The sequence below is a fragment of the Corynebacterium vitaeruminis genome, assembly GCF_001054325.1.
Taxonomy (GTDB): domain Bacteria; phylum Actinomycetota; class Actinomycetes; order Mycobacteriales; family Mycobacteriaceae; genus Corynebacterium; species Corynebacterium vitaeruminis_A.
In genome coordinates this window covers 169,506-186,671 of sequence record NZ_JVVM01000006.1, presented here as the reverse complement: position 1 = coordinate 186,671, position 17,166 = coordinate 169,506, and the positions used below count along the sequence as shown (strand labels likewise).

The window sequence follows — 17,166 nt, the reverse complement described above, 5'->3', positions numbered from 1 at the left end:
TACCGGCCTGAAAGTGTCATAAACTCGCACAGTTTCACATTTGCAGCCCGTGTTGAAACATGGTGCCCGTATTCATACGGGCAGGCCGCAATTTTTGGGGTTGCCCTACTTGCGGAAACGCTGCTTAATCTCGTGACCAGCCAAGCGGCCAATCTCCGAGCCCAGATCCTTCACCTGCTGCGTACGGTGTTTAATACCCCACTTAGTGACCTGCAGCAGAGACTGCTTCACAAAGCTGCCATCCATCTTGGACTCGCCGTACTCGCGCTCGGTAAAGGTAATCGGAACCTCTTCAACCAAGAAGCCAGCCTGTACAGCCTCAAAGGCGAGCTCTGTCTGGAACAAGTACGCAGCCTTGCCGATGTTCTCCAGGTCGAGGGTCTCGAGAACTTCCCGTCGATAAGCGCGGTAGCCAGCGGTGATATCCGAGATGCCCGCGCCGAGCGCCAGCGAGATGTAGATGTTGCCGCCGCGGGAGAGAATCTGACGGCTCATCGGCCAGTTGACGGTCTTGCCACCCGGAACGTAGCGGGAACCAATCACGACATCGGCGCCGTCACCGAGCTTCTCCAACAGCAGGTGGAACTGTTCCGGTGCGTGGGAGCCGTCGGCGTCCATCTCGCAGAGAACCTCGTAGTCGCGCTCGAGCCCCCAAGCGAAGCCTGCGCGGTACGCACCCCACAGACCGCCCTTGCCTTCGCGGTGCAGGACGTAAATGTGCTCTTCGCCGTTGTTGTCCGCCTTGTCAGCGGCAGCGATTTCATCGGCGAGCTCACCGGTACCGTCTGGTGAGGAGTCATCGACAACCAAAATATCGACGCTCGGCTCCGCTGCGCGCAGGCGTGCAATCACGCCCGGCAGATTTTCCCGCTCATTGAAAGTGGGAATGACAACCAGCGTCGACTCATTTAGGGAAGTCACTCGTGATTCTCCTTAGTGCATGTTCTGCTTAGTATCCCGGCCATCAACTTCATGTGCGCCCGCTCCGGCATCTCCGCCACGGCGGCGCAGGACGGCACCGACCACACAAAGAATACCGAATGCAGTCAGTAGACCTTCAATCCACGCCCCGAAGCGCGCGGCAAAAGTCAGGTGGGAGTACTGCGGCAAAGTCTCGGTGAGTACCTTCTGCTCGAAGATTTTGCTCTGCTTTACGACGTCTCCGTGCGCATCCACAATTGCGCTCACACCGCTGGTTGCGGCGACGACTGTGGCACGTTGGAACTCCATGGCCCGCATGCGGCTCATGGCCAGTTGCTGATAGGTCATGTCGGTGAAACCGAAGGTGGCGTTATTGGTGGGTGTGGCCAGTATGGTTGCGCCGTGGTTGACCGCGTTGCGGTAGGCGCCGTCGAAGACCACTTCGTAGCAGGTGGCCACGCCCAGGTTGACCTTCTTTAAGCCCTCGGTACCAGGGGTTGTGACCACGGCATCGCCGTTGCCTGGGGTCATGTCTCCGGCGTGATCGACCATGTCGGAGAAGTGACGCAGTAGTTCGCGGAAAGGCATGGTCTCGCCGAAGGGTTGGAGGTAGATTTTCTCGTGTTGCTCGCCGGGGCCGGTCCTCGGGTCCCAAACCACCATGGTGTTCTGCACACCATCGGTGTAGGTAAAGGTGCCGACCACGATGGGAGCGCCAATATTCATCGCGGCATTTTCAATAATGCGTGCCGCTTCCCCATCCGTAAACGGGCTGACATCGGAGGAGTTCTCAGGCCAGATAACGATGTCCGGCTGCGGTTCTTCACCTTTGTGGACACGTCGTGCCAGTTCATTGGTGGCATCGGCGTGGTTTTGCAGCACTGCGCGACGCTGGGCATTGAACTCCAATCCGAGACGCGGAACGTTGCCCTGGATAACTGCGACGCGGGTGTTGCTGTCTGCCGTGGGCTCAGGCAGCGGTTGGGTCCAGGCAGGAAGAGCCCAGCCGATGAATAACGCCCCCGCCACGAGCGCAGCCGAGGTTGCGTAGGTTCGCAGGGCGAGCGCGACCAGTCCCGCACCAACGCAGGCGGCGAGGAAAGTGACCAATGCAGTGCTGCCGATCGCCACTGCTGGAGCTAACGGGCCGTCGACCTGCCCCCAGGCAACGCGGAGCCAGGGGAAGCCTCCGAAAGGCCAGCGGGCTAGCAGCGCCTCCCCCGCCACGAGCGCAGCGGCCATGCCGGGGAGCTTCAGCGCGAGAGGGAAACTGGATTGCGCAATCAGCCACATCGCAAGCGCCACTGGAATGGTGAGGATGCCCAGCACAATTGAGAGAGCCACATAGGGGCCAATGCCGACGAAGGAGCCAATCCACGGCAATGAGAAAAGCGCCGTCGCTGTCGCCCAGCAGAAGCCCACCACAATGCTGGATTTCCAATCGGTTGCGCACAGGAAGGAAGCAATGAGTAGGGAGAGGCCGAGCCACGCCGACCACCACCAACTCATGGGCGCATAGCTGAGAAACTGCAATCCACCAGCAAGGATTGCGATGAGGGCGAGAATTAGGCGCTGCTTAAGTGGTGAAAGCGCGCGAAAGCGCACCTGCCAGTGAATCGGATTATTCTGAGCGTCTTTCTGAGCGACGTCCCCGTGCTCGCTGGAGCGCGCTTGGCGGTTAGTGTGCACTTGTATAAGAGAACTCTCTACGTTCGCGAGTTGTTGAGTTAGCGCTTGCTGTTTTATTTAGCGCTTGTCGCTGCCGTCCTGGTCATCATCCCAGGTGTTGTCCGGTGCTGGGGGCACGATCTTGTCCTGTGGGAAGTTCTTGCCATCCGGGCCCGGGAAACCGCCAGAGAATCCCGAAAAACCGCCAGCACCTGCAGCAGCCCCGGGAGCGCCCGGCTTCATGCCGTACTGAGAGACCACCATCATGCTGCGGTCACTGAAGTTGCGGAGCCCATTGAGCAGCGCCACCGACCCGGTCTTACGAATCAGCCAGCGCACCGGCGGCAGAACCATTAGGAAGCCAACAACGGTACTTACGACACCCGGCAGAGCAATCAGCCAGGAACCAACCAATAGAATTGCCGAGTCCGCCACAAAGTGCCCCGCGCCCTTTGCCGAGCGCTTGATTGCCTCCTCCGGATGCTTCTCGCCGTACTCGGTGAGAGTGCGGGAAGTATCCAGCAGCAATTTCTTGTAGATGCGCTTGAACTCGATGGCGGCGAAGACCAAACCCACAATGAACAGGCCCAGAACCAACAGGATGGTCCAGCCGTAGCCGATCCATTCACCGAGTGCGATAAAGGCCGCAATCTCGGCGATGAGGTAAATAATTGTGAACCACTTGCTCATAGTTCCCCAGTGTAACCGCCACTGGGTGAGCAAGTGGTTACCTCTATTGGTCGGTTCTCTAGCGTTCTACTAGTCGGTTCCTGGTGGTCGGCTGCCAACCGATCAGCGGCCCGCTACCGATCGGCGCGCTCCTCCAAGTCGCCCTCTGTATCCAGGTAGGTCTGGCGCAACAGATCCATGCGTTCCTGGTCGGGGTTTTCCCACATACCGCGTTCGGCGGCCTCCATCAGGCGCTCGGAAATATCGTGCAGAGCCCATGGATTCGACTGTTCAAAGAACTCGCGGTTTTCCGGGTTCGCAACGTATTCGTCGGTAAGCGTTTCGTACATCCAGTCATCCATGACCTGCGCCGTCGCGTCGTAACCGAAGAGGTAATCGACGGTTGCGGCCATTTCAAAGGCGCCCTTATAACCGTGGTTACGCATGGCCTGCATCCAGCGCGGGTTGACCACGCGGGCGCGGAAGACACGTCGGGTTTCCTCGTGCAGGGTGCGGGTGCGCACGGAGTCTGGGCGCGTGGAGTCGCCCACGTACGCCTCCGGAGCGGAACCGGTCAGCGCGCGGACGGTGGCAATCATCCCACCGTGGAACTGGAAGTAGTCATCGGAGTCGGCGATGTCGTGCTCGCGGGTATCTGCATTCTTCGCAGCGACCTGAATACGACGGTAAGCCGTCTTCATATCGTCAGCAGCCTCTTCCCCATCGATGCCGCGACCATAGGCGTAGCCGCCCCAGGTCGTGTAAACCTTCGCCAGATCCGCGTCATCGCGCCAGGAGCCGGAATCGATCAGCTGCAGCAGACCAGCTCCATAGGTGCCCGGCTTGGAACCGAAGATACGGCGCGGGCGCTCCTGCTGGTCGGCCTTCGCGTGGGCGCGCACGTAGTTGTCCTCATCGGATTCATCGAGCTTGACGACGAGCTGAAACGCGTCATCTAAAAGGTCGATAACATGCGGAAACGCATCACGGAAGAAGCCGGAAATGCGGACGGTTACGTCAATGCGCGGACGACCCAGTTCCTCCAGCGGAATCGGCTCAAGGCCGACAATGCGACGGGATGCGTCATCCCACACTGGATGCACACCAATCAGCGCGAGCACCTCGGCGATGTCATCGCCAGAAGTACGCATGGCGGAAGTACCCCATACCGAAAGACCAACCGACTTGGGGTAATCGCCGTGGTCGGCGCGGTAGCGCTCGATTAGGCCATCGGCGAGGTTGACACCGGTTTCCCAAGCCAGGCGCGACGGCACTGCCTTGGGGTCGACCGAGTAGAAGTTACGGGCAGTCGGCAGCACGTTGACCAGGCCGCGCAGCGGTGAGCCGGAGGGGCCAGCCGGAACGAACTCGCCATCGAGGGCCGAGAGAATTCGCGGAATTTCCTCGCTGGTGGCGGCCAGTCGCGGCAGGATTTCGTCGCGGGTGAACTGCAGGAGCTCGACAACCTGATCCAGGCCATTAGGTGCTGCGATGTCGGTAAACTCTTCGGAACCGAGGACGTCGGCCGCAATCTGTGCCACTGGCTGGTCCGGATTCTTCACCACGGCAGTCACCAGCGCTGTGGCCAGTGCATCGATGGAGTCCACAGCGTGACGCTCGTCGGAGCCGTCCTCGGCCAGGCCGAGTGCCTCGCGCAGACCCGGCAGCGTCTGCTTGCCGCCCCACAGCTGGCGGGCGCGCAGCATGGTGGTCACAGTGCCAATCAGGGATTCGTCTTCCGGTGCCTGGCTGAGTACGTGGAGGCCACCGCGGATGGCGACGTCCTTAATCTCGCAGAGCCAGCCGTCGACATGCATGAGCATGTCATCGAAGACTTCCTCGTCCGGACGTTCATCCCAGCCGAGGTCGCGGTCCATCTTCGCGGCGGTCAGCAGCGTCCAAATCTCTTGGCGGATTGCCGGCAGCTTTGCTGGATCCATCGCGGAGATGTTCTGGTGCTCGTCGAGAAGCTGTTCCAAGCGAGTGATGTCGCCGTAGGACTCGGCACGAGCCATCGGCGGAATCAGGTGGTCGATCAGTGTGGCGTGAGCGCGGCGCTTGGCCTGCGTGCCCTCGCCCGGGTCGTTTACCAGGAAGGGGTAAATCATCGGCAGCTCGCCGATGGCCGCATCCGGGCCACAGGAGGCGGAAAGGCCGACGGTCTTACCCGGTAGCCACTCCAGGTTGCCGTGCTTGCCCATGTGCACCACGGCATCGGCACCGAAACCGCCCTCGGCCTGTGGCAGGGACAGGAAGCGGTAGCAGGCCAGGTAGTGGTGTGTCGGTGGCAGATCCGGGTCGTGGTAAATACCCACCGGGTTATCACCGAAACCGCGCGGTGGCTGCACCATAACCACGACATTGCCGAAGGTCAGGCCCGCAATATAGATGTCCTGGGTATCCGGGTGAACGTACAGGCTGCCCGGCGCGGCACCCCACTTGTCCTGCATGTCGGCGCGAAGTTCCTCCGGCAAGGTAGCGAAGAACTTCTCGTAGGTGGCGGCGGGCAGGCGGAGCTCGGCTGCCTCCATAACTTCCTCGGTCAGCCAATCCGGATCCTGGCCACCGGCATCGATGATGGCGTGCATGAACGCATCTGGCTCATCGGAGCCATCGTTGGTGGTGGCATATCCGGGGATTTTGGTGGTGTCGCCGAGGTTGTATCCGGCGTCGGCAAGCGCGTGCAGCACCTTCAGCGTGGATGCTGGCGTGTCCAGGCCGACGGCATTGCCGATGCGGGCGTGCTTGGTCGGGTACGCAGAGAGCATGACGGCGACGCGCTTGTCGGCGTTGTCGATGTGGCGAAGGGCGGCGTAGCGGGTGGCGATGCCTGCGAGACGGTCGCAGCGCTCAAGGTCTGGGACGTAGGAAATGAGCTCGTCGGAGTCGATTTCCTTAAACGAGAACGCCACCGAGATGATGCGGCCGTCGAATTCGGGGACGGCGACCTGCGTCGCGACGTCCAGGGGTGACAGGCCCTCGTCGTTGTCCTCCCACGCTGCCCTGGAAGAGGTCAGGGCCAAACCCTGGATGATTGGAATGTTGAGGTCCGCGAGTGCGGCGACATCCCAGCCATCGTCGTCCTGGCCAGCCTGTGCGAGTGCGGGGCGGTTACCGCCGGCGGCGAGCACCGTGGTAATCAGCGCGTCGCAGGATGCCATCTCTGCTAACAGTTCATCGCTGGCGGTTCGCAGGGACGCGGCGAAAATCGGCTTGGCGACGTAGCCGCGAGCCTCGACTGCGTCAGCGAGCGCCTCAACGTAGTGCGTATTTCCAGCCAGGTGCTGGGCGCGGTAGTAGATAATGCCGACAGTGCCGCGGGAATCTTCCTTGGCCACCTTGGAATCGCGCTCCAGGAAACCCCAGGCCGGCATGCGTGCGGGCTCTTCAAAGCCAAGGCCGGTCAGTAGCAGCGTGTCTGACAGGAAGTTGTGCAGCTGTGCGAGGTTCTTCGCGCCACCTTCAGCCAGGTAGATGTGTGTTTGCGTGGCGACGTTTGCGGGAACCGTCGAGTACTCGGTGAGTTCGGCGTCCGGTGCCTGCTCACCGGAGACAAGAACGGTGGGAATGCCGGAGTTAACAAAGTAGTCGACGCCAGATTCCCAGGCGCGGCGGCCACCGAGAAGTCGGATGATAATGACATCCGCACCGTCAGCAAGCTGAGGTAAATCATCGTCGAGCAGACGCGCCGGGTTTGCCCAACGGTAGGACACCTCCGGGTTGGCCTGAGCGGCCGCGCGGGCGGAAAGAAGGTCGGTATCCGAGGTCGACAGCAGCAGAATCACGGTGTAGTCATTCACTTCCTGGGGAGCAACGCGTCCCCGGTCGGCGGGAGTCTGCCTTCTAGCCGATGACGAGGTCTGACTGTGACAGTGGCGCGACCGTGCGGATTTTCACCGAGCTTCTCGTCAGTGGCGTGGCAGTGGATTTCTCCATCACTCTACTGCAGCGTCTATTGCTAGAGTTCCAGCGACTGCTCCGCCGGCTGATCCGGGAAGTGGGACCAGAGGAAGTCGGTGGCATTAGTCAGTTCCGCGAGCATGGGAACGACATGGTTCAGACCCGTCTTCGGCAGCAGGGGCGAAGTCGTGTTTTCGACGTACTCCAGGTCGGTGAACCCGAGATTCAACCAGGCATCGCGTAGCTTGCGGACCTGGTTGATGGGGATGATGTCGTCGTGCTCACCCGAGTAGAGGTACACCGGGGCATTGGGGACGAAGTTGCCGACGCGCTGGCGTGCGAGTTCCTTCTGCACCGGCTCGTAGCGCTTAATCATCTCGCTGAGCGACTCACCGCTGGTGGTGTACTGGTCAGTGGTCTCAAACGAGTGATGGAAACCCAAGCCGCCCGCGCAGTAGTTGCCCACGTTGTCCAGAAGTTCTTTGCCTTCAGGGCTGATTTCTTCTTTGAGGACGCGGCGCAGCTCCGGATCCTTGTCCAGGACAGAGTTGATCGCGAGTGCAATCGCGGCGGTCAGAGTGGTGCCATCGATCTGGTCGAGAACGTTTGCGAGGTCGGACGGCGGGCCGCCGGCGGCAGAAGCGACGACGTTGAGCTCCGGAGCGTAGACACCTGCACGCTCAGCAGCTGCAGCGGCTGCGGAGCCGCCCTGGGAGTAGCCATAAATTCCCACGGGCGCCTTCTTGTCCACGCCGAGTTCGTGTGAGGCAGACACGGCATCAAACAGCGACTGTGCTGAGGCAATGTTGTCAACATAGTCCTGGTTACCCTGGTCATTGCGGTGGTGGTCAATCATCACCACAGTTGCGCCTCGCTTCAAGTTCGCGACCATCGGAATCGTCTCGTATGGAGCAATAATGTCCATCGGACCGAACTCAATCTTCAACCCGGTCTGCGATGAGACCGACGGGTCACACTTTTCCGCGCCACCCTGCGTACCTGGCGCGATCGCCACGACCGGACGCGGACCGCTGCCCTTCCACTCAGTCTTCGGAGTCACCACAATAGCCGTGTCCACACTGGGATTGCCGAGAGAATCCGTGGAGTTGTAGTGAATACGCTTGGCATCCACATTCCACAACTTGTCGTTCACCATCATCTCGGCATCCTCGCTGCTGACTAGCGTGCCGGCATTCGCCGTGCGCGACGGGATCAACGGCAGAGAATTCAGCGGAGAGGCTGCGGCCACGCGTGCCTGTTCCGGGGTCAGCTGCTTGTCCGTGCCCTCGCCGTCTGACTCCTTATCATCCTTCTCGACGCCGAGCAGTCGCCCAACATTTGGGTTTGGTACATGGCCATAGCCCGGCAGCTCGCGGTTTGCACTCGACGACGGCACCTTGTCCGCCAGCCCACTATCTGACAGGCCCGGGATGTTGACCGGCTGTGCGTTCGCAGGTGTAGCCAGCCCGATGGTCATAAGCCCCGCCAGTGCTACCCCGATTCCCGTTCGGATGGTGCGACGGTTTCGTCGTGAAGCAGAGCGCGTCTGTGTCGAGGCATGGCCGATGCCGGCGGTGCCGTGTGTGAGTGCTTCAGTGTTGTGATGTGACATGAAATCTCCTGAATAACCCCAGATTGAAAAACCCCAATAAAGACTTCCCTTAACTCACAGGAAGTTAGGTGATAGAAATAATAAGGTTTTAAAAAGGTAAATCGGTGGATTTCGGCGAAAAACTGAGGGATTTTTGTAGAGATATTTCAAAATCCATTCTCAGAAGGTCTGTGCGTGTTTGCGTATTCTTGGAAGTATGACTGCATCTGATCAAGGAGCTCGCACTCGTCAGGACGGCTGCCCCGGCACCCGAAAAGTTCATATCGCAGCTGATGGCGCAATTGGTCGCCTTCGCTTCCCCGGAGGATTCCTCCCCGCGCCGGGCTTTGCCGTACTCGCCGATCTGGCCGAAAACTTCGGTGACGGCGATATTCACTTCACCTCTCGCGGCAATGTTCAGATCCGTGGCATCACCAACACTGGCGCATTCGCCGATGCCGCAGAAGAGGAAAAGCTGGTTCCCTCCACGAGCCACGACCGCGTGCGCAACATTCTCCAGTCGCCACTGTCCGGTCGCATCGGCGGTAATGCTGATGTCCGCGACTTGGTTCAGGATTTCGATGCGGCGCTCATTGCGGAGCCGTCTCTGGCAACACTTCCTGGCCGCACGCTCATGGCTTTCGACGACGGCCGTGGTGATGTCCTCGGCGAGCGCCCCGACTTCGGCGTTGTCGCCCACGATGAGAACACGTTCGAACTCATCATTGGTGGCGCGACCTCGGGGCTTATTGTCTCGCGTGACGACGTCGTGGAGGCTCTAATCACCACAGCGAAGGTGTGGAATGACAGCCGTGGCTCGGCCTGGCGTATCGCCGAAGCAGATGCGGCCGAGCGCGTTGCTGATGGCGTAGTCGAGGAACTGGGCGAGCGTGTCCGTCGCCAGGAGCCGACCCCGGCTGAGAACTTCGATGCCACCGCCGGGCTGTCCCGCCAGATTGGATGGATCAATCAGCCGGATGGGTTGGTTAGCCTGGCTGCTGGCCTGCGCTTTGGTGTTTTGCCAGCGCGTCTGGCCCGTGCTATCTCGCACACGCAGGTTCCGGTGCACATTACTCCGTGGTACTCGCTGATTTTGCACGATTTAGAAGAGGAAGTTGCCGAGCAGGTCGTCAAGGTATTGGCGCCGAATGGCCTGATCTTCGACCGAAAGTCCACCTGGCTGCGTGTCAGTGCTTGCACCGGTCGCCCTGGCTGCGAGAAGTCGCTGGCTGACACCCGAGGTGATGCCGCTCATGCAATTGCCGATGACCGCCTGCCCGAGGGCCGAGTGCACTTCTCCGGTTGTGAGCGCCGCTGTGGCAAGCCCAAGGGTGGTTACTTCGACTATCTCGCCACCGGGGACGGAGAATACGAAGTCACTGCTGTGGACTAGGGTTTAAGCCTATGAAGCGCTTTGAGTACAACACCGACGGTGCGGATATTTACCGCAACTCATTTGCCATCATCCGCGAGGAAAGCGACCTTTCCCGCTTCGACGCCGATGAGGAAACCGTCGCTGTCCGAATGATTCACGCAGCAGGTCAGACCGACCTGGCTAAGGACATTGTCTTTTCTCCGGGAGCTGTACGTGCAGCTCGCCAGGCTCTCGAAGATGGCGCTCCTATCTTCACCGATGCCAACATGATTGCTTCGGGCATTACTCGCAAGCGCCTGCCCGCTGACAACGAGGTCATCTGCTTGCTGCGTGATGAGCGCGTCCCCGAGTTGGCTCAGGAACTCGGTACCACTCGTACTGCTGCTGCGGTGGAGCTGTGGAAGCCGCGCCTAGAGGGCGCGGTCGTCGCCATCGGCAACGCTCCCACTGCCCTCTTCCACCTGCTCAACCGCATCAATGAGGGATCCTTCCCCATGCCCGCTGCCATTTTGGCCATGCCGGTTGGCTTCGTCGGTGCTGCGGAATCCAAGCAAGCCACTATCGACTCCGGTGCTGAAAACCCGGAGCTGAAGTACATCACCGTCACCGGCCGTCGCGGCGGCTCGGCTATCACCTGTGCTGCCCTCAATGCCATCGCCACCGCAAAGGAGATTCTCTAAACCATGTCCGGCTCTTACAGCGCTCAGCCTGGTCATCTCTACGGCGTCGGACTCGGCCCCGGCGATGCAGGTCTCATTACACTCCGCGGTGCCGACATCATCCGTACTGCCGATGTCATCGCCTACCATGCCGGAACTCACGGGCGTTCCACGGCTCGCGCAATCGCCGCCGACCTGATTGACGCGCGTGACGACGCTGCCGTGGAAGAACAACTGCAATACCCGGTGACCACCGGGCGCCCAGCCGACTATCGCGAGCAACTGGCCGGTTTCTATGCAGAGGCCACTGCCCGCCTGCATGAGCACTTGGCCACGGGGCGAAGTGTTGCGGTGCTCTCGCTCGGTGACCCGATGCTCTACAGCTCGTACCAGCATCTGCACCACGCTCTCAGTGAGGACTTCCCCACCGAGATCGTCCCTGGCGTGGCCAGTATTACTGCGGCGGCAGCAGAGATTGGTCAGCCGCTTGGTGAAGCCACAGAAATCGTCAGCGTTGTTCCCGCCACCGCCGATTCTGAGCGCATCGCTGCGGTTCTTGATGCTTCGGACTGCGTAGTCATTATGAAGCTGGGCAAGAACGTTGAGAAGGTCCGCGCAGCGTTGCAGGCCGCAGGCATGCTTGAGCGGGCCTACGTTGTCGAGCGAGCCACCATGAGTGAGCGCACCAGCTACCCGCTGGCCGATGCCGACCCGGAGAAGGTTCCCTACTTCGCAGTGGCTGTTGTGCCTTCCGCTGTCTACGGCACCGAGCACAGTGTTTCTGGCGCATCTGGTGCGTCTGGGGATTCTGAGGCGAGCGATACAGCTACCGGCGTGCCGACTGAACCGGGCACCTCAGCGGTCGGTGAAGTCGTAGTTGTCGGCCTGGGTCCGGGTGCTGAGCGCTGGACTACCCCAGAAGTCACCGAGGAACTGGCTCAGGCGACAGATTTGGTGGGCTACTCCACCTACATCAACCGAGTTCCTGAGCGCGCCGGGCAACGCCGTCATCTCTCAGATAACCGCGTTGAGGCAGAGCGAGCCACTATGGCGCTGGATATCGCGAAGCGCGGTGGTCGAGTCGCGGTTGTCAGCTCCGGTGACCCTGGAGTCTTCGCGATGGCGGCCGCAGTGTTGGAAGTCGCTGACGACGATATGTGGCGAGGTATCCCCGTGCGAGTCGTGCCGGGCATGACTGCGGCTCAGGCGGTCGCTAGTCGGGTGGGCGCTCCGCTTGGACATGACTTTGCCATGCTCAGCCTCTCCGACAGGTTGAAGCCCTGGGAGGTCGTCGTTAAGCGAGTGCGCGCCGTCGCCGGTGCGGACATGGCCTTTGCCGTCTACAACCCAGCATCCAAGTCGCGGAGATGGCAGATCCGAGAGCTGCGTGCATTGGCCATGGAGTACCGCGAACCAACAACGCCGGTAATTGTGGCGCGGGCAGTCGGCTCGGAGCAGGAAAACGTTATTGTGACCACGCTGGCGGAGTTCGATCCGGATGTCGTCGATATGCGAACCATGGTGATTATCGGGTCGTCATCAACAAAGGTATACCGTGCCGGACAAACCACCCGTGTCTACACCGCACGCCACTACGGTGAGGGCGGCACGAGCGGAACCGGCGAGTTGCTGCGTTAGTTTTGGGGTGTTCCAGCGCACATCGTCGCTATTAAATACCGGTGCGTGAATTGAAAGGAAGATTATTTACGCTGGCCGCGGCAATTTGAAAAGGGATATTGCTGAATCGAGATTTAGTGTTCAGTTGCAAATATGGTTCGTTTGGCCCAAAAACCTACCACTTTGGTCTACCCCTTTCTCGGCGGAGATTGCTTATTTAATCGGACAATATTTCTGAGCGTAGCTCATTTACAGTGTTATGCTCGGGGCGATCACCGACATAAAAGGAGGTTTAGGTGATAGGAAAAAAGTTCTTCTAGTGGAATCTGCCCTTATTTTAGCGGGTATCATCTTTTCACCCGTTGCTAGCGCTGAGGAACCTGCACGCCCCGTGGCAGCTCAGGCTGAATCGCTTTATAGGGCGATTGATGAAGGTCGCCTTTCGATGGCGGAGTTGGATAACCACCAAAAAAGCCTTCTGCGAGCCTATACAACTCCGGGTGAGTTGATTGTAAAACGATTGCCACAGCCGTCGAATCTTTCAACGAAGCTTTTTGCGCAGGGCGGGGCCGACTACTGCCGAAAGGATGGTGCCCGGTTTGAGCAAAAGGCTGTTATGGGTAACACCCTATACACTTACTGGCAGACTGTTGAAATCTGCGGAACCCCAGGTAAAAAGATTAAGAATGTCAAAGTTCTTGATCACGGTGGGGAAACCAGTACTCCTACATGGTCGTATAGGGGTTCGGCCTCGAATCCAGCTTCGTATGCTGTAGGGGCAGGTTGGTTCGTGCGAACTTCGGAGAACTTTGAGCAGTCCATTGTGATTGACGGCATTGGGGCAGGTCAAAGGACGGTCTGTATCTCAGCGACTATTCGACCATCTGGAGAATATAATGCAAGCGAAAGGTGCTAATAATAAAAGAGTGCCGGGAATAATTGACTGGGGATTTCAGATTCTTGCGGTCATTCTTTTTGTGGCGGGCGTCTATATCGCGTTTCCAATTCCATTTCTAACTGGAATTTATGGCCTGTTCGAGGCTAAAAAAGCCGAGGGTGAATATCGTCGGCGATGGACTACTTTCACATTAATTTCTGTTTTTCTGACAATCGCTATGTTTATCGCATGGCTGATATTGAGTCCTTCTGGTGGAATCGAGCAGGTCCCCACTGAGCAAACAGAGTGGCAGCCTGTGCGGTAAGTTAGTTCACACCAGAATTAGCCGCTACGCCCGGCGGATGACGGCATTGTACGCCTCATCCACCGTTGTGGCGACGGTGGCAATATCTGCACCGGGCAGCTGCGGACGCTGCACGATAACGACCGGCTTTTTAAGGTCTCGAGCTGCCTCAATCTTGGCGTAGGTAGCGACGCCACCGGAGTTCTTGGTCACCACGCAGTCCACGGCGTAATCCCGCATGAGCTTGCGCTCCGCTGCGACATCGTAAGGCCCGCGGCTGAGAATGATCTTCCGATTCTTCGGCAGTGGTGGTGCGGGCTTTTCCACGCAGCGAATGAGGTAACGGCCGTTGGAGTCATCGGCAAACGGAGCTAGCTGCTGGCGGCCAATAGTGAGAAACGGGCTGTAGAAGCGGTCGGCAACAACGTCCGCGGCCTCCTGCATGGAGGACACCTCAATCCAGTTGTCGCCGGGCTGTTTCTCCCACGCCGGGCGATGCAGAGCCACGAGCGGAATACCGGTGGCGCGGGCAGCTTCAGCAGCAGATTCGCTGATTCGTTCTGCATAAGGATGCGTGGCATCGATGATGACTTCAGTGGCATCAGAAATCAGCCAGCGTGTCAGCCCCGCGGGACCGCCAAAACCGCCGATACGGACATTGCCGACGGGCAGCTTGGGGTTAGATACGCGGCCGGCCAGTGAAGAGGTGACAAACCAACCCTCACCCACCAGGCGCTTGGCCAGAGCGCGGGCTTCCGCAGTTCCACCCAGAATTAGTGCACGCATGGAATGGTCCGTCCGTGTTCATCGCGTGGGCGATCATCGCTGTAGAGGTAGCTATCCGGGAACGCCTCGGCAGTGAGCACCTTGCCAACAATGATGACAGCGGTACGAGTCACGCCTGCATCCTTGACCTGCTGCGCAATATCAGACAGCGTGCCGCGGAGAATAACCTGTTCCGGGCGGGATGCGAAAGCCACGACTGCCACCGGTCCGTGCTCCCCATAATGCGGGGTGAGCTCCTCAACCACGCGGTCGATATCGTGGGCGGCCAAGTGAATGCACAAAGTCGCACCCGTGCGGCCGAAGTTCTCCAGGGTTTCGCCCTCCGGCATCTTGGACGCGCGTCCGGAGATACGGGTCAGTACCACCGACTGGCCGACAGTCGGCACCGTGAGCTCGTGGCCGAGAGCTGCCGCAGCAGCGGAAAAAGCCGGCACACCCGGGACGACTTCGTAGTCAATGCCGAGTTCGCTGAGACGACGGACCTGCTCTGCCAACGCTGACCAGACCGACGGGTCGCCGGACTGCAGGCGTGCGACATCCTTGCCCGCCTTATGTGCCGCCTGAATGGTCTCGATGATGGTATCCAGCGGCATTCGCGCGGTATTGATAATCTCTGCGCCCTCGGGGCAGTTCTCCAGCACCTCAGGCGGGACAATCGATCCCGCGTAAAGGCACACTGGGCAGGAGCGAATAAGCCGGTCCGCGCGCAGCGTCAACAAATCTGCTGCGCCCGGGCCTGCACCGATGAAATACACAGTCATTGTGAGTTACAGAGTCCTCAATATTTTTAGACAGAGAAATTACGTCTATGGTAGCGCAGGCTCTACTGGCTTCACCGCCACCCACTGCACCACCGGCAACGCTGGCCGCCACGCAGTGAAAGTGCCGACCGCACCTGCGCGTTCCACGGAAAGCCGGGTGACATCCCCGCCATAGTCGTGACGCGCCTGCCACAGCAGAGCCTCCGACTCCAGTGTGACAGTGTTCGCAACGATGGTGCCTCCCGGGGCAAGGCGCTGCCAACAGGTTTCAATCATGCCGTCAGCAGTGAGACCTCCTCCGATGAAAATGGCATCTGGGCGAAGATCCGAGTCAGCCAAAACCCCTGGTGCTGCGCCATGGTGGACAGTCACATTGCCCGATAGAGCCGCCACGTTCTTTGCAATCCGCTCTGCGCGAATGGCATCGCGCTCAAAAATCTCCGCACGTCCGCCATGCCGAGCCCACTCAATGCCGATCGATCCCGTGCCACCGCCGACATCCCACAGCAGTGCTCCCGGTCGCGGATCCAGCGCCGCCACCGTCATTTGGCGAATCGGCGCCTTCGTCAGCTGGCCATCCGAGTCAAAGTCACCGTCGCGCAGCCAGCCGCGCGCGCTTCCCGACGGCTCCACGGCCAGCACCGTGAGATTTCCAGCTGCAATCGGAGGGCTCGCCACCGTGCCTTCGGCCATAGACTCCGGCAGCCCCGTCGCCTCCGAGCCACCGAGATTGGTCAGCGCGGTGAGTTTGGTGTCTGGGCGGTCGGCCAAGACAGTAGCGACCTCTTGCACTGAGTCCGCGTTTCGACACAGCACGAGGAAGGGCCGCAGTGCATCTGCTACCGGCACAACACGTGCAGCACCAGGTATCCCCGGCTCCCCTGTTACTAGAGAGATCACCGGAGTGTCATGCAAGGGCCAGCCGAGATAGGCACAGGCCAATGAAGCCGACGACGGCGCTGGAATAACCTCCACGGCACCGCGGCCAAGCTCGCGAACAAGCGACACGCCTACACCGTGGAACATGGGATCTCCACTGGCCAGGATGACATCGACTGCGGGGTCAATATCTGCCAGGGTGACCTGCCAGTCCTTCCAGAAGCCACTGGGCCAAGGAGTGAGATCGGCGTCCAGGTTGACGTCGTCAAGCAAATGGAGCTGACGGGGAGAGCCGATGATGCGGCGTGCCGACGACAGCGCCTCGACCGCGCGGGCAGATAGACCCTCGTAACCGTCGCAGCCAATGCCTACGACGCGAAGTTTCTGGCTCATCGGGGCATCTTCCGCCAAATCCAGCGGGGAGTCAGATGCGTGGCACGGGCGAGCAACGCCAGTTTCCCTGGCACCCAGACATGGGGCTTCCGGCCATCGAAGGCGGTGACAGCGGCCTCAGCGACCTCGGCGGGGCGCGAAGACATCGGCGCCGGCTTCATGCCTTCGGTCATGCGGCCGATGACGAAGCCCGGCCGGACGATTGTCAGCTGAATATGGCTGCCGTGCAGGCGGTCTTGCATACCCTGGAGGAAACCGTCGAGACCGGCTTTCGCCGAACCGTAGACATAGTTGGCGCGGCGCACGCGGGCGCCTGCGATAGAGGAAAAGGCCATGATGCGGCCCGCGACCTTATCGCGCACAGGAAGAATACCGGTGGCGATGTCGGACTCCATACGTGCGACGATCTCGGTGAGAATCGAGGCCTGTGCCGTGAAGTCGGTATGGATGACTGCCGCAGCCGCCTCGCCAGACTCCTCACACTCTCGCTGATCGCCGAGGATACCGAACGCGACAATCACCGTATCGATGGGACCGTGCTGCCAGGCGTTCTCAACGAACTGGCGGTGTGCGGCGATGTCATCGGCATCAAAGTGGATGCGATGCACCGCGACAGCACCGGCGTCGATGAGGCGGCCGGCAATGCCGTCGAGTGCCTCAGTGCGGCGCGCGGCGAGCGTGAAGGTGTTGTGATTGGCCAGCCGCGCGGCAACTTCCCCGCCGATTTCGCTGGTGGCACCAAGAACGAGTACGTGTCCCATGCGCT

General features: G+C 60.1%; 14 protein-coding genes. 5 read left to right on the top strand and 9 right to left on the bottom strand.

What is annotated here, in order from left to right:
• Positions 1–105: 105 nt before the first annotated feature.
• The 5 genes from ADA16_RS01990 to ADA16_RS01970 form a co-directional block, all read right to left on the bottom strand.
• Entirely contained in the window at positions 106–921 is an 816-nt protein-coding gene (locus ADA16_RS01990; protein WP_048758663.1) for a polyprenol monophosphomannose synthase, read from the bottom strand.
• Between the two features lie 12 nt (positions 922–933).
• Entirely contained in the window at positions 934–2,610 is a 1,677-nt protein-coding gene (gene lnt / locus ADA16_RS01985; RefSeq protein WP_048758662.1) for an apolipoprotein N-acyltransferase, read from the bottom strand.
• Positions 2,611–2,667: 57 nt separating this feature from the next.
• The gene (locus tag ADA16_RS01980) at positions 2,668–3,279 is read right to left on the bottom strand and encodes an FxsA family protein (RefSeq protein WP_048758660.1); all 612 of its coding nucleotides are present in this window, start codon (positions 3,277–3,279) and stop codon (positions 2,668–2,670) included.
• A gap of 113 nt (positions 3,280–3,392) precedes the next feature.
• Positions 3,393–7,043 (bottom strand): cobaltochelatase subunit CobN, encoded by a 3,651-nt coding sequence (gene cobN, locus ADA16_RS01975; protein WP_048758658.1) that lies wholly within the window; start codon positions 7,041–7,043, stop codon positions 3,393–3,395.
• 173 nt (positions 7,044–7,216) lie between these two features.
• On the bottom strand, positions 7,217–8,770 hold the full coding sequence (locus tag ADA16_RS01970; RefSeq protein ID WP_048758656.1) for a lipase family protein: 1,554 nt from the start codon (positions 8,768–8,770) through the stop codon (positions 7,217–7,219).
• 196 nt (positions 8,771–8,966) lie between these two features.
• On the opposite strand from ADA16_RS01970, the gene cobG reads away from it, so the two are divergent.
• The 5 genes from cobG (at position 8,967) to ADA16_RS01950 (ending at position 13,602) form a co-directional block, all read left to right on the top strand.
• A complete protein-coding gene (gene cobG / locus ADA16_RS01965; protein ID WP_048758654.1) occupies positions 8,967–10,142 on the top strand; it encodes a precorrin-3B synthase in 1,176 nt (391 codons plus the stop codon).
• Between the two features lie 11 nt (positions 10,143–10,153).
• Complete coding sequence (locus ADA16_RS01960; protein ID WP_048758653.1) at positions 10,154–10,804, top strand: precorrin-8X methylmutase; 651 nt, start codon at positions 10,154–10,156, stop codon at positions 10,802–10,804.
• Positions 10,805–10,807: 3 nt separating this feature from the next.
• The gene (gene cobJ, locus ADA16_RS01955; RefSeq protein ID WP_048758651.1) at positions 10,808–12,421 is read left to right on the top strand and encodes a precorrin-3B C(17)-methyltransferase; all 1,614 of its coding nucleotides are present in this window, start codon (positions 10,808–10,810) and stop codon (positions 12,419–12,421) included.
• A gap of 370 nt (positions 12,422–12,791) precedes the next feature.
• Complete coding sequence (locus tag ADA16_RS11090; protein WP_152680708.1) at positions 12,792–13,316, top strand: hypothetical protein; 525 nt, start codon at positions 12,792–12,794, stop codon at positions 13,314–13,316.
• Entirely contained in the window at positions 13,297–13,602 is a 306-nt protein-coding gene (locus ADA16_RS01950; RefSeq protein WP_048758649.1) for a hypothetical protein, read from the top strand. The genes ADA16_RS11090 and ADA16_RS01950 overlap by 20 nt, the downstream gene beginning before the upstream one ends.
• A gap of 24 nt (positions 13,603–13,626) precedes the next feature.
• Here the strand turns inward: ADA16_RS01950 and ADA16_RS01945 are convergent, their stop codons facing one another.
• The 4 genes from ADA16_RS01945 to ADA16_RS01930 are packed head-to-tail and all read right to left on the bottom strand — an operon-like array spanning position 13,627 to position 17,161.
• Positions 13,627–14,367, bottom strand: a complete 741-nt coding sequence (locus ADA16_RS01945) for a cobalt-precorrin-6A reductase (protein WP_048758647.1) — start codon at positions 14,365–14,367, stop codon at positions 13,627–13,629.
• On the bottom strand, positions 14,355–15,128 hold the full coding sequence (cobM, locus tag ADA16_RS01940; RefSeq protein ID WP_048758645.1) for a precorrin-4 C(11)-methyltransferase: 774 nt from the start codon (positions 15,126–15,128) through the stop codon (positions 14,355–14,357). The genes ADA16_RS01945 and cobM overlap by 13 nt, the downstream gene beginning before the upstream one ends.
• A gap of 45 nt (positions 15,129–15,173) precedes the next feature.
• Positions 15,174–16,400, bottom strand: a complete 1,227-nt coding sequence (locus ADA16_RS01935; protein WP_048758643.1) for a bifunctional cobalt-precorrin-7 (C(5))-methyltransferase/cobalt-precorrin-6B (C(15))-methyltransferase — start codon at positions 16,398–16,400, stop codon at positions 15,174–15,176.
• On the bottom strand, positions 16,397–17,161 hold the full coding sequence (locus tag ADA16_RS01930) for an SDR family NAD(P)-dependent oxidoreductase (RefSeq protein ID WP_048758640.1): 765 nt from the start codon (positions 17,159–17,161) through the stop codon (positions 16,397–16,399). The genes ADA16_RS01935 and ADA16_RS01930 overlap by 4 nt, the downstream gene beginning before the upstream one ends.
• Between the last annotated feature and the right edge of the window lie 5 nt (positions 17,162–17,166).